Source organism: Caulobacter sp. LARHSG274 (assembly GCF_052871235.1).
On record NZ_JBIXJO010000001.1, the window covers coordinates 211,755 to 224,468 of the forward strand.

Annotated in this window: 8 protein-coding genes; 4 read left to right on the plus strand and 4 right to left on the minus strand. The window is 68.3% G+C overall.

Annotation, left to right across the window (positions count from 1 at the left end; all coding sequences use genetic code 11):
- Positions 1-46 precede the first annotated feature (46 nt).
- On the minus strand, positions 47-493 hold the full coding sequence (locus ACIPQB_RS00990; protein ID WP_446483324.1) for an RpiB/LacA/LacB family sugar-phosphate isomerase: 447 nt from the start codon (positions 491-493) through the stop codon (positions 47-49).
- Between the two features lie 308 nt (positions 494-801).
- Between ACIPQB_RS00990 and ACIPQB_RS00995 the strand changes: the two genes are divergently transcribed.
- Together ACIPQB_RS00995 and ACIPQB_RS01000 are read left to right on the plus strand one after the other, a co-directional pair.
- The gene (locus ACIPQB_RS00995) at positions 802-1,155 is read left to right on the plus strand and encodes a hypothetical protein (RefSeq protein ID WP_446483325.1); all 354 of its coding nucleotides are present in this window, start codon (positions 802-804) and stop codon (positions 1,153-1,155) included.
- Positions 1,156-1,166: 11 nt separating this feature from the next.
- A complete protein-coding gene (locus ACIPQB_RS01000; protein ID WP_446483326.1) occupies positions 1,167-1,670 on the plus strand; it encodes a hypothetical protein in 504 nt (167 codons plus the stop codon).
- A 130-nt stretch (positions 1,671-1,800) separates the two neighbouring features.
- Here ACIPQB_RS01000 and ACIPQB_RS01005 read toward each other — a convergent pair whose 3' ends face one another.
- From ACIPQB_RS01005 to ACIPQB_RS01015, 3 genes are all read right to left on the minus strand, one after another.
- A complete protein-coding gene (locus tag ACIPQB_RS01005; protein WP_446483327.1) occupies positions 1,801-2,694 on the minus strand; it encodes an NmrA family NAD(P)-binding protein in 894 nt (297 codons plus the stop codon).
- Positions 2,695-2,791: 97 nt separating this feature from the next.
- Positions 2,792-5,473: an exo-rhamnogalacturonan lyase family protein gene (locus ACIPQB_RS01010; protein ID WP_446483328.1), complete on the minus strand. Its 2,682-nt coding sequence runs from the start codon at positions 5,471-5,473 to the stop codon at positions 2,792-2,794.
- 4 nt (positions 5,474-5,477) lie between these two features.
- Positions 5,478-8,612 carry a TonB-dependent receptor gene (locus tag ACIPQB_RS01015; protein WP_446483329.1) on the minus strand — a complete coding sequence of 1,045 codons (3,135 nt, stop codon included), beginning with the start codon at positions 8,610-8,612 and terminating at the stop codon, positions 5,478-5,480.
- Positions 8,613-9,001: 389 nt separating this feature from the next.
- Here ACIPQB_RS01015 and ACIPQB_RS01020 point away from each other — a divergent pair, with 389 nt between their 5' ends.
- Both ACIPQB_RS01020 and ACIPQB_RS01025 read left to right on the plus strand, forming a co-directional pair.
- Positions 9,002-10,876, plus strand: a complete 1,875-nt coding sequence (locus tag ACIPQB_RS01020) for a rhamnogalacturonan lyase (protein ID WP_446483330.1) — start codon at positions 9,002-9,004, stop codon at positions 10,874-10,876.
- On the plus strand, positions 10,873-12,195 hold the full coding sequence (locus ACIPQB_RS01025; protein ID WP_446483331.1) for an oligogalacturonate lyase family protein: 1,323 nt from the start codon (positions 10,873-10,875) through the stop codon (positions 12,193-12,195). Before ACIPQB_RS01020 ends, ACIPQB_RS01025 begins: the two co-directional genes overlap by 4 nt.
- Positions 12,196-12,714 lie beyond the last annotated feature (519 nt).

Consider the following 12,714-nt stretch of genomic DNA (forward strand, 5'->3'; position numbering starts at 1 on the left):
GCGCGCTTTGCGCGACCTGAGGGCCGGGGAGACGGGGATTTGAGGCTCACGCGGCTGCGACCGGCGGCGCGCCGAGCTTTTCGACGCGCGGGCCATGACGGCCGCCGGCGAACGCGGTCGCGAGGAAGGCGGCGATGCAGGCCTTGGCCCCATCGAGGTCGACCAGGCGGGCGCCGAGGGCGATGACATTGGCGTCGTTGTGCTGCCGGCTGAGCGCCGCGGCGACAGGCTCGTTGACCAGCGCGCAACGGCAGGCCGGATGGCGATTGACCGCGATGGAGATGCCGACGCCAGAGCCGCAGAGCGCGATCCCGCGCTCGGACTGGCCGGCCGCCATGTGCTCGGCGAGCTTGTAGCCATAATCGGGATAGTCGACGCTGGCGTCGCCCTCTGGTCCAAGGTCCGTCACCACATGGCCTTCGCCCGTCAGCCACGCGACCAGCTCGGCCTTGAGCCCGACGGCGGCATGGTCCGAGGCGATGGCGACGCGCATGGATTTCAGGTCCCCAGGGGGCGATTTCCGGCCGGAAGGAGACAAGGCGTCGCCGGGCGCTCACTCTCTAGCATAGCTCGTTTCGTCATGCCGGGGACGATCAGGGCGCAATATCCGCTCACCGCCCTTCTGGGTCGATGGAAAGCTCCGCTCTCGGGCAGCGCCGCTCCGGGTCCGCTTGCAGGACCGGCGCAGATGACAATTTTCGGCCCGTTGCGGACCTTCTCGGGGTCCGATTAACTGACGCAATGCAAATAGTCTTTCCAGGCATAGCTGCTGCCCTCGCTCTGACGGCGATGGCGCCCCGGGTGGCGGCCCAGGCTATCGTAAACCCCGAGACGGATGTTTCCGTCACACACCCTGCTTATCGCACCGAAACTGGACCGGTCGTCGCTATCGACGAAGGTCACAACAATTATCACACCCTCGAGGGGCGCTATGCGCCGTTCGGGGCCGTGCTGAAGAATGACGGTTTCCGTGTCGTCCCATCGGCGGGCCGCTTCGAGCCTGGCGTGCTCGCCGATATGGATGTGCTGGTCATTTCCAACCCGCTCGCCTCGTCCAATGTGGATGCTTGGGAGCTGCCAACACCATCCGCGTTCGATAGCGCCGAGATCGAGGCCGTCAGAACCTGGGTTCAGGGTGGCGGGCCCTGTTTCTGATCGCCGACCACATGCCCTTCGCCGGCGCCGCCAGCGACCTTGCGGGCGTGTTCGGCTTCGCGTTCGACAACGCCTATGCCGTCAAGGGCGACGGCCTGACCGTCGAGATTTTCAGCCGAGACGCGAAGACGCTGGCCGACAACGCCGTCACCCGCGGCTTGGGCCGGGGACCCGCCGTTACCGAGGTTCAGACCTTCATGGGCTCCTCGTTCCGCGCCCCGGCCACCGCCTTGCCGATCATGACGTTGGATGAAGGGTGGGCGCTCCTTTATCCAGAGGTGGCCGGCAAGTTCGATCCAGCGGTCCGGCGGCGCCCCGCCACCCGTCTTGATCTCAGGGGCGCGGCGCTCAGCTACGGCAATGGACGTGTGGTCGTGATCAGCGAGGCCGCCCTTTTCACTAATCAGCTCGTGAAAGGCGCGCCTTACGGGTTCGGCCTGCCATCGGCGAAGCAGGACAAGCAGCTGCTGATCAACATCGTCGAGTGGCTCGGCCGAACGCCCCGATTCCCGTAACGGCGCCTTTTACTGCAAGTATTACAGTGACAGTGCACTTATTCACGCTTCGACCTGCGCCCGCGGGGGCGACTGGCCGATCGGCGCCAATTAGTGCACTGTCACCGTAATCGCCCGATTTCGGGCAAGGTCAGGATTGTGATTGCGACGCCGACATCCCGCTCGTCCGGTCCACCAGTGCTCGGACGTAGGTTTTCAGTGTGACCTGGCCACGCTCGGGCGATTTCGGCCTTTCAAAGCCGCTGTCGACGCTGGCGGCGGTCATGCGCGCATAGGATTGAGCCGCCGCCTCGGAAAAGCCCTGCTTCCGATAGGCCTCCACCCACTGGTCGCGCGGCGTAACCACGACCTCGACCGGCCGCCCCAGCGCTTCGGCGAAAGCTTCGGCGACGTCCCGTGGCGAGTAGCGTTCCGGCCCTTCAACTTCGGAAACATGTTCATCGTGCGCAGGCTCCCTGAGGCGCCGGGCCGCGGCCCTCCCCAGGTCCTCCGGCGCCACCATCGGGATCTTGAGGTCGGCTGGAAGCATGGTCGTTAGAACACCGCCCTTGGCCTCTTCCAGCTGCATGTCCCAGTTGCTGAAGTAATACGCCGCCCGTTGCACGGCCGCCGGGATCGGCTGGGCGGCGAGCGCCTGTTCAAAATCGTAGAGCACATTGAGGTCGCCGCAGCGCTCACCAGGCTGGGCGCCGAGGGTGGACTCGGCCACCACCTTGTCCAGGCCGGACCCGTCGAGCGCCTTGACGATGCCGCGTACCGTGGCGTGTTCCTCCTGATCGGTGTCGGTCGCGATATCGGCGTTGGGATTGAGCAGAAATGCGCGCTGGCCCGTCTTGAACACTTCACGCAACGCATCGCTGTCGCGCACATCGACAACCGCAGTCTTGGCGCCTCGCGCCTCCCAGTCCGCGGCCTTGGCCGGATCGTGGAGGACCGCCGTGACAGGTTGTCCTGCTTCGAGCAGCGCCGTCGTAGCGGCGGAACCGACGTGGCCGCTTGCCCCAAGAACGATGAAAATCGCCATGCTCCTGCGTAAGGCGGCTAAAATGTTCGGGTGTCGGGTTGGTTCCAGGTTACGCGTGGTGATCGAGCGTCGGATGGTCCCCAGCTTCGCTGCTCCCTCACCACCCCTCCGGCAACCGCTCCGGTACAGCATCCCCGACCAGGGCCAGCAGTTCGATCAGGTTCAGCGACCACTGCGACGATTGATTGGTCGAGACGTTGGCGATCTCATCCACAGGGTCGAGCACGGCCGGGCCGGACACCCGGGTGATCGGCGGCGGGCGGCTGGGCTGGCCGTCGCGGTCGGTGAGGAACTCGTCCCAGGCGCGGCGGGCCAGGGCCGGGTCGTTGAGCTGGCGGGCCGCCCAGGCGGTCAGGCGGGCGTGCCAGACCGGATAGCCGAACAGCCGGTCGGTCGCCTTGGGGCCCAGCGCCGCCTGGCGCTCGGCTTGCGGGGCGTTGTAATAGGCGCAGAACCGCGTCCAGGTCCTGGACCAGGCCGGATCGTCGATCAGGCCGTCGAGCTCGAACACCAACTCGGCCCCGCCCATGATCGTCACCAGGTGATAGCTGGTGGCCAAGGCGCCGCCGATGTCGGCCAGGGTCGCGGTGGCCGGGTCGTAGCCGAAGCCGGGACCCGAAAACATGCCCAGCGGCGAGGCCGCGATGGCGTCCAGGCCCTTGACGATCCTGTCGCGCCAGCGCCGGTCGCCGGTCCGCTCCCAGGCGACCAGCCAGTTGCTGGCGACGGCGAACCAGTCGGGGCCGGTGCGGGCGTGGGTCGGCCAGGCCGACTTCTCCAGCCGCTTGCGCACCGGGTCGACGGCGGCCAGGGCGTGGTCGGCGTCGACCTCCGCGGCCATCAGGTCGCCGGTGCGTTCGTCCGCCGTCAGATAATAGTAGTGGCGGCGCAGCAGGGCCTGGCTGATCCGCACCTCCTTGGCCCCGTCGCCCCAGTGGCTGACATTGTGCCGCGAGCCCAGGCCCCTGAACGGCCCCAGGTGATAGACGTCGACCTCGCCGGTGTGGCGGGTCATGGCCTCGGCGTGGCGGAACAGGTCGGCGCGGCCCGACCGCAGCCAGGCCGTCCAGAACCACAGGTCGGGCACCAGCTCGCTATTGGCCCAGGCATAGCCGCCGACGTCGTAGCGCCAGGCGTGGCGGTCCTGGTCGTAGGTGTGCATGACGTCGCCGTGGTCCCAGAACCCGTACCAGCGCCGCTGCTCGACCTCGCGCAGGTAGAAACCGGCCAGGCGGTCGAGCTCGTCCTGCAGCCGGGCCTTGACCGGGGTCGAGCGGTCGACCGGGCTCCAGGCCCCGAACACCCCGCAGGCCTGGTAACGGGCCGGGGCGCAGACCGGCAGGGGCGGGGCGACGACATGGCCGGCCAGGGCCGCCAGGGCCGCGCGGGACGGCGTCGCCGCCAGCGGCCACAGGAAGATCTCATTGGTGCGGGCTATGCCCAGCGGCGTGCTGTGACCAGGCTCGACGTCCTCGTACTGGATCTCCAGGCCATGGGCCTTGTCGCTGTAGTGGCGCAGGTCCATCGGCTGGGCCTGGGGCGACCACAGCCACAGGGTGACGGCAGCCGCATCGCCCGTCGCGCCGGTGATCTCCAGGCCGGTGGGATGCCGCTGCCAGAAATGGCGCAGGCCGAAGGCGACCCCGCCCGAGACGCCGCCGACATAGCCCAGGCCCGCCGCCCGGCCGCCCTGGTCGGCCCGCAGCCAGGCGCTGTCGGCGCCGGTGCGCTTGTCGATGGTGAAGGCGTCGCAATCGCCCTGGAACAGGCGAAAGCCGTCCCAGGCTGGCACGGTCAGCAGCTGATCGCGGGTCTTGGCGTCCATCTCTGAAAGGGCCGGTACGGCGCGGCCCTCCAGCTGGTCGGCGAAGCGGCTGGCCAGGGCGAACTTGGCCGGCTGCCAGCCCGGCAGGTTGCGCACCGCCTCGCCCCAGATTCCGCCATCCTGGCCGGCGAAGCGGACGTGGCGGTTGTGCAGTTCGTCGGTCAGCGGCGCCGCGAAGCGCAGGCCCAGGCCGGCGATGAAGTCATGAGCGGCGTCACCGTCGAAGACGAAGCTGTGGGTCAGCTTCAGCCCGCCGGCCGCGTCGACCGCCACCCGCACCGTGAACGGCAGCCAGGCCCGGCCCGCCGCCGAGCGGTGGCGGCCGTCGAGGCGGACCACGGCCCGGACCGGACCGCGCTGTTCGACGGTCACCGCCTCGACCACGCTGTCGAAGGTCTCGGTGGTCACGGTCCCGGCCTCGCCGGGCGGCGTGTCTCGCGACAGGCAGACCAGCCGGCCGTCGCGCAGGGTCTCGCGGCCCTTGACCAGGACCTGGGCGATCAGGGACCGCCCCGACCGCGGCAGCCGGCAGACCAGGTCGCCGGCGGTGATCTCGACCAGATCGGGCGTCTCGCGGACCGTCACCGGCCTCGCCGGCGCGGCCGGCTTGCCGCGCTCGATGCGGAAGGGACCCGCCGGCCCCGGTCCGGCGATCGCATGGCCGGTCCACTTGACCGAGCCGTCGGGCCAATAGGCCAGGGGCCAGGTCTGCAGCGGAACCGTCGCCCCATCCTCGGCGACCGCCCTCAGCGGGGCCGTCTTGGCCAGGGTCCCGCGCGGCCAGGGCGCGCCCCAGACCGCGCCGGCCGCCACAGCCAGCGGGGCGTCGCCCAGCCAGTGGAGGTCGGCCGGCGCGGTCGAGGCCGCCTGGCCGGCTCCGGGCGCGGCGGCGGCGGAGAGCGCCAGGCTCGACGCCAGCACGCCCCGTCGCGTCGCCCCCGCGGTCACGCCCATCCGCCTAGAACTTCGCCGTCATGCCGACGAAGAAGCGACGACCGAAATAGGCCAGTTCGGTCAGGCGGATGTCGCCGGCTGTCGATCGCTCCTCTTCCTTGGTCAGGTTCTTGCCTTCCACGAAGAACGACAGGTTGGGGGCCCAGCTGAAGCCGGGCTTCACGGTGACCTTGCCGTCGAGATAGCCGGTTGCGTCGCGATAGACCGGCTGCAGCGAGTTGTCGGCGGCCGAGACCAGGTAACGGGAGCGGTAGTTGTAGGCCAGGCGGGCGTTGAGCGGGCCCTTGTCGTACCACAGGGTCAGGTTGGCGCTGTCCGAGGACAGGCCCGGGAACGGCAGCGGCGAGCCGTCCAGCTGCGAGAACAGCCGGACGTTCTTGGCCTTCTGGTAGGTGTAGTTGACGTCGACGCCGAAGCCCGAGAGGAAGCCCGGCAGGAAGGTGAAGGCGGTCTTGGCCGTGACTTCGACCCCCGAGATCTTGGCGCCCTGGCCGTTGATGTAGGTGTTGTAGTTGTAGAGCTGGCCGTCGCCATAGACGTCGCGCTTGCCGATCAGGGTGCGCGACGAGACGTAGAACGACTCGATGTCCTTCTTGAACAGGCCCACCGACACCTGGGTGTCCTGGTTGGGATAGTATTCGAAGCTGAGGTCGTACTGGTTGGCGCGGTAGGGCTTCAGCTCCGGGTTGCCGGCGTTGCAGCTCGGCTCGTCGAACTCGCCGTTGGCGTCTGGCGAGATATCGGTGGTGCAGGTCACCGTCGGCATCAGGAAGTCCATGCGCGGACGGGCCATCAGGTCGGCGAAGCCGGCGCGCGCCGACAGCTTGTTGGGAATGAACCACAGGCCGATGTTGAAGCTGGGAAGCCAGACCGTGTAGTCCTTGGTCATGCTGCCCAGCGAGTTGCCGACAACGAAGGTGGTCGCTCCGACGCTCACGCTACGGCTCGAAACGCCCTCACCGGTGGTGCGGGTATGGACCCGGCGCCAGCCGAAGTTGCCGTCGATTTCATAGCTTCCCAGCGGGAAGTTGTAGTCGAACTTCAGATACAAGGCGTCGGTCTTTTCCGCGATGCGGTACGGAAACTGCTGGTGGGGCTTGCCGTCGCTGCCGACGGTGTTCTCCAGGTTGTTCAGGTTGAAGTGCGAAGTGTCGAGGTTCTGCGACACCTTGTCGAAGTCCGGATAGTTCCAGTTCGACGGGATCGAGCCGCCGCCCCAGTAGAAGTCGCTGGGCAGCGGGGTCATCGCCGAGCCGAACAGGGCGTTGGAGAAGCCGCGCGACCAGGTTTCCCCCGACGTCCAGTAGCCGGTGGTGCTGGGAGGGCCCAGGGCCGGATCGGTTTGGTCCGCCACCTGGGTCGCGGAGATCACCGCCGTCGAGTTGATGGCGTTGGAGTAGGTCACGGTGTCGTCGAGGAGCGACGAGGGATTGGCCCCGCCGTCGAGGATGAAGCCGCCGTAGCCGTAGCCCTTGGTCGAGAAGTCGGTGGCGCGGCCGCCGAACTCCAGCTTGGTGATGAACGGCAGGTGGGTGTCGTAATCGAAGTCCAGCTTGTATTGCTCTTCCTTCGACCCGTTGTTCGACGGGCGGTACTGGATCTGCCACTGGCGGATCGCCGAGGCGTCGCTGGGGCTGTAGCCGCTGGCGAAGGCGAACGACGGATCGCCGGTGGCCGGATCGAGGGTCACGGTCATGCCGGGCGTGTCGAAGCTGACGCTGACATTGTTGGTCTGCGACACGGTGCTGGTGTCGGCCTTGGAGCCCTGGAACTCGATCTGCAGGCGGTCGCCGCGATAGTTGGCGCCGAAGTTGTAGTAGTTGCTGGTCGTGTCGTACCTGAAGTCGCGGGCGCTGATGCCGAAGCCGTTATTGCCGCCGACTCCGGTGGTGTTCAGGCAGTTGCCCAGCGTGTAGCCGATGACGTTGTGGTTGGCGTCGACCTTGACCGTGCTGGCCGTGGTGTTCGTCGATGAGCAGGTGGTGGCCGTGGCCGTGTTGTTCAGGCGGTTGGCCTTGGTGAAATCGGTGCCGTAATTGATGTCGTTGAGGGTCTGGGTGCGGTCGTTGCGATTATAGCTGACCCAAGCGTCGATCTTGTCGGTGAAGCGGTACTGGACGGTGAACTCGGCCGAGATGCGCTCGTCGCCGCGGGTCCAGACGCCGTAGCGGGCCGTGCGCGGCGCGTAGTCGTACCATTGCGACAGGCAGGCGTTGCGCAGATTGGTGGTCGAGATCAGGGTCGCGTCGGGCGTGGTCAGGCCCGAGCAGCCGGCGGCGGTGGTGACGTTGCGCGCCAAGTCGTTGATCTGGGAATCATAGGCGCTGCTGTAGTACGGGACCGTCTTGTCGGCCGAATTGTCGAAGTCGGCGAACCGGCCCCACGACGAGTTGCGGACATAGTCGCCGCGGGTGTCGACGTCGTCGTAGGTGACGTTGGCCATCAGGCCCAGGCGGCCGTCGAACAGGGTGGTGGCGGCGAAGATATTGCCGCGCGGCTTCCAGGTGTCCGCCGTATCGAGGTTCTGGGCCGAGGCGGTCAGCGACAGCACCGGCTTCTTGAAATCCAGCGGCTTGCGGGTCGTTATCGAGACCGTGCCGCCGATGCCGCCTTCGGTCATGTCGGCGGTGAAGCCCTTGAACACGTCGATCGACTGGACCAGTTCCGAGGCCAGTTCGCGGAAGTCGTTGGACCGGCCGCCGCCGCCGTAGACCTGCAGATTGCCCGCGGTCGACAGGGTGCCCATGCCGTTGATCTCGACGCGGTTCAGGTCGGGCTCGACGCCGCGGATCGAGACCGCGTTGCCTTCGCCGAAGTCACGGGCCAGCTGCACGCCGGTGATGCGGCCCAGGGCTTCGCCGACGTTCTTGTCGGGGAACTGGCTGATGTCCTCGGCGACGATGGAGTCGGAGATCGTGCCGTTGCGCTTCTTGCGGCCGATGGCCGACTGCAGGCTGGCGCGCGTGCCGACGACGATCTCGGAGACGAGATTGGGATCTTCGAGCTTGGCGCTCGACGCGGGCGGAGCGGGCGCGGCGGCCTGGGCCCGGGCTTCGCCGGCGCAGGCGAGGCCCGCGGTCAACGCCAGCAAGGACGCGGTGGCGACGGCGGCGCGACGGCTGCCGGTGAATGCAGGCATGGATTCCCTCCCTCTGGCCATGACCTGGGTGTCTCCCCCTCAGGAGATTCCCAGGCGCCTTGACCGCAGGCTGGGGCGGCCCTTGGCGGGCGGCTCCCAGCGCACGGCGGCGCATTTTTCATACAATAGGGATAGTTCCATATTCTGAGATGTCAATGCATTTTGTGGGAAGACAGAACGCCGTTTCCGTGATGTAAACTTGCCGCGCCGCTCGCAAGGCCGCGCAGAACGGCCGCCACGAGCCGAAAACGGGGAAACACAAGGGGTTTCGACGCATGGGTCTGGGGGATGAGAACCGAGGCGCGCGGGTCGCGGCGGCCGCTCTGCTGGGAGCGGCGGCGTTATCATCCGTAGGCGGATCGACGTTGGCCGCGGGCGCGCCGCGACAGATGGAGGCCCTCGACCGCGGCGTCGTCGCCGTGCCGGCCGTCGACGGCGGGGTGCTGGTCAGCTGGCGGCTGCTGGGCGACGAGCCGGCCCGCACCGCCTTCAACCTCTATCGCGACGGAACCCGCCTGAACGCCAAGCCCCTGACCGGCCCCACCGATTTCGTCGACAAGGCCGGCGGCCCGGCCGCAACCTACACCGTCCGCGCCGTGGTCGGCGGCCGGGAAGCCCCGGCCAGCCGGCCGGCCAAGGTCTGGGCGCAGGGCTATCTCAGCATCCCGATCCAGCCGCCCGCCGACGGCGCGACCCCCGACGGCGTCGCCTTCAGCTACACCGCCAACGACGCCAGCGTCGGCGACCTGGACGGCGACGGCCGCTACGAGATCGTCCTGAAGTGGGACCCGACCAATTCCAAGGACAACGCCTTCGGCGGCTATACCGGCCCGGTGATCCTCGACGCCTATACGCTGGAGGGCCGGCGCCTGTGGCGCATCGACCTGGGCCGCAACATCCGGGCCGGCGCCCACTACACCCAGTTCCAGGTCTATGACCTCGACGGCGACGGCCGGGCCGAGGTGGCGATGCGCACAAGCGACGGCACGGTCGACGGGACCGGCCAGGTGCTGGGCGACCCGGCCGCCGACTGGCGCGAGACCGGCGGCGAACGGCCCCAGGCCGACAGGACCGGGGCCACGGTCCTGCCCGACGGCGCGAAGGTGGCCCGGGTGCAGGGCCGCATCCTCAGGGGCCCCGAATATCTGACCGTGTTCGACGGCCTGACCGGCAAGGCCCTGGCCAGCGCCCCCTACAGCCCGCCCCGAGACCCGCGCACCGACGCCCCGACCACAGAGCAGATGACGCAGATCTGGGGCGACGGCTACGGCAACCGCTCCGACCGTTTCCTGGCCGCGACCGCCTATCTCGACGGCCGGCGGCCCAGCCTGGTCTTCGCCCGCGGCTATTACGGCCGCACCACCCTGGCCGCCTGGGACTGGCGGGACGGCAGGCTGACCCGGCGCTGGCTGTTCGACAGCGCGGCGCCCGGCAACGAGAAATTCGGCGGCCAGGGCAACCACCAGCTCAGCGTCGCCGACGTCGACGGCGACGGTCGCGACGAGATCCTCTACGGCGCCATGGCCGTCGACGACGACGGCAAGGGCCTGTGGAGCGCCCAGCTGTTCCACGGCGACGCCATGCATGTCGGCGACCTCGACCCGACCCGTCCGGGCCTGGAAAAGTTCGGCGTCCACGAAAGCCCGCGCAGCAATGGCGGGGTCGGCGCGGCCATGCTCGACGCCCGCACCGGCCAGGTGCTGTGGACCACGCCCACCGACCACGACACCGGCCGCGGCCTGGCCGCCGACATCGACCCGCGCTTCCCCGGCGACGAGGCCTGGGGCAGCAACAGCGACACGCTCTACACCGCCCAGGGCAAGCCGATCGAAGGCGTGAAGCACCCCCGCCAGACCAATTTCGCGATCTGGTGGGACGGCGACGACCTGCGCGAGCTGCTCGACAAGACCCAGATCAGCAAGTGGGACTGGAAGGCCGGCCAGGCGGTTCCCCTGCTCATGGCCGAGGGGGTGACCTCGAACAACGGCACCAAGGCCACGCCGGCCCTGGCGGCCGACATCCTCGGCGACTGGCGCGAGGAAGTCGTCTGGCGCACCGAGGACAACCGCGCCCTGCGGATCTACGCCACCCCCTACCCCACCTCGCGCCGGCTGGTGACGCTGATGCACGACCCGCAATATCGGCTGTCGATCGCCTGGCAGAACACCGCCTACAACCAGCCGCCGCATACCGGCTTCCATCTGGGCGCCGGCATGAAGCCGCCCGCCTCCGCCAAGATCCAGACCCCGCGAGACCGCCGATGAAAGCGCCCCTTCTCTCCGCCCTGGCCCTGGCGTTCATGGTGCTGGCGCCGTGCGCCCAGGCCCAGGACGCCGTCACCCAGCCCAAGCCCGGCGCGCCCGAGCCGCCGCGCGAATGGATCGACAAGGACACCGGCCACCGCGTGATCCGCCTGTCCGACCAAGCCGGCAGCGGCAGTCTCTATTTCAATCTCAACGGCTACACGCCCGACGGGATGACTTTGGCCATCAGCACGCCCGACGGCGTCTCGGCTGTCGACCTGAAGACCCGCGCCCTGACCCCGCTGGTGGCCGGCAAGGTCCGGCTGCTGTTCGTCGGCCGCAAGACCGGCCTGGTCTATTACCAGCGCGCCAATGCGGACGGGACTAGCGCCGTCGAGGCGGTCGATCCGAAGACCAGGAAGGTCCGCACCGTCGCCAGGCTGGCGCCCGGCGGCGCCATCCAGACGATCAACGCCGACGAGACCCTGCTGGCCGGGGTCGCCAACCGCACCGACGTGCCGATCCCGCCCAACGGCATGGAGGCCCTGCCCAAGAACCCGGCCGAGGTGAAGGGTCCCGACGGCCGCAGCCTGACTCACGCCGAGGGCCGCGAGGTGCAGCTGAACGCCCGGCTGGACTCGCGCATCCCGATGGAGATCTTCACGATCGACACCGCCACCGGCGAGCGCAAGGTCGTGCACCAGGCGACCGACTGGCTCAATCACCTGCAGTTCTCGCCGACCGACCCGCACCTGCTGATGTTCTGCCACGAGGGGCCCTGGCACAAGGTCGACCGGCTGTGGCTGGTGCGCACCGACCGGGCCGACCCGCCGGTCAAGATCCATACGCGGACCATGAACATGGAGATCGCCGGCCATGAATGGTTCAGCGCCGACGGCAAGACCGTCTGGTACGACCTGCAGACCCCGCGCGGCGAGGACTTCTGGGTCGCCGGCTACGAGATCGCCAGCGGCAAGCGCACCTGGCTGCATCTGGACCGCAACGCCTGGTCGGTGCACTTCAACACCTCGCCGGACGGCAAGCTGTTCGCCGGCGACGGCGGCGACAGCGAGATGGTCGCCCATGCGCCCGACGGCAAATGGCTCTACCTGATGCGCCCGCGCGCCATTCCCGACGTCGCCGGCATCCACGCCCCCGGCAGCGAGGCCCTGATCCAGCCCGGCGTCCTCGACACCGAGCGGCTGGTCAACATGCAGGCCCACGACTACCGGCTGGAGCCCAACGTCAACTTCACCCCCGACGCCAAGTGGATCGTCTTCCGCTCCAACATGCACGGGGCCAACCATGTCTACGCCGTGGAGGTGGCGAAGGCGCATTGATCCCGATCCGATCGCCTGCACTCTCCTTCTCCCCTTGCGGGAGAAGGTGGCCTCGCGGAGCGAGGTCGGATGAGGGGTTGAAAGCGGGTTCCGCTGCGAACGGCGGAACGGCTGGGTGCGGCGGTCGAGGTTTGAGAAACCCCTCATCCGACCTGCTTCAGGCCACCTTCTCCCGCAGGGGGAGAAGGAGAATCGCTCCATCCCCGCGGTTCACGGGGATGGAGGGCGGTCGAACTCAACGAAATCAAAGCCCTGCGATTTTCTCACTTTTTTCCATCCTCACCCTTCCAGGTCGGCCCGATAATGCTCCCACCTGAAGGCACGGGGAGGGCGCACGTACGGCGACCGCTGCGGCTTTCAGGGGTGGACGAGCGGGAAGGCTGGTCCGCCGCGTTTCCTTCGGGAGACGTCTTCGGGACGGATCGGATGCAGGCTCACCCTGGTCGTGACGAAGCTCCGGCGCTGAAGGCAGGCGGACAAGCCAGCAGGTGCGAGGGGGTTACTTGCACAGTCCGGGAC

Excerpts from the sequence above, each read along its gene's own strand:
- ACIPQB_RS00990 (WP_446483324.1), bottom strand. The coding sequence starts at position 493 with ATGCGCGTCGCCATCGCCTCGGACCATGCCGCCGTCGGGCTCAAGGCC.
- ACIPQB_RS01000 (WP_446483326.1), top strand. The coding sequence starts at position 1,167 with ATGCCCTTCGCCGGCGCCGCCAGCGACCTTGCGGGCGTGTTCGGCTTC.
- ACIPQB_RS01005 (WP_446483327.1), bottom strand. The coding sequence starts at position 2,694 with ATGGCGATTTTCATCGTTCTTGGGGCAAGCGGCCACGTCGGTTCCGCC.
- ACIPQB_RS01010 (WP_446483328.1), bottom strand. The coding sequence starts at position 5,473 with ATGGGCGTGACCGCGGGGGCGACGCGACGGGGCGTGCTGGCGTCGAGC.
- ACIPQB_RS01015 (WP_446483329.1), bottom strand. The coding sequence starts at position 8,612 with ATGCCTGCATTCACCGGCAGCCGTCGCGCCGCCGTCGCCACCGCGTCC.
- ACIPQB_RS01020 (WP_446483330.1), top strand. The coding sequence starts at position 9,002 with ATGGAGGCCCTCGACCGCGGCGTCGTCGCCGTGCCGGCCGTCGACGGC.
- ACIPQB_RS01025 (WP_446483331.1), top strand. The coding sequence starts at position 10,873 with ATGAAAGCGCCCCTTCTCTCCGCCCTGGCCCTGGCGTTCATGGTGCTG.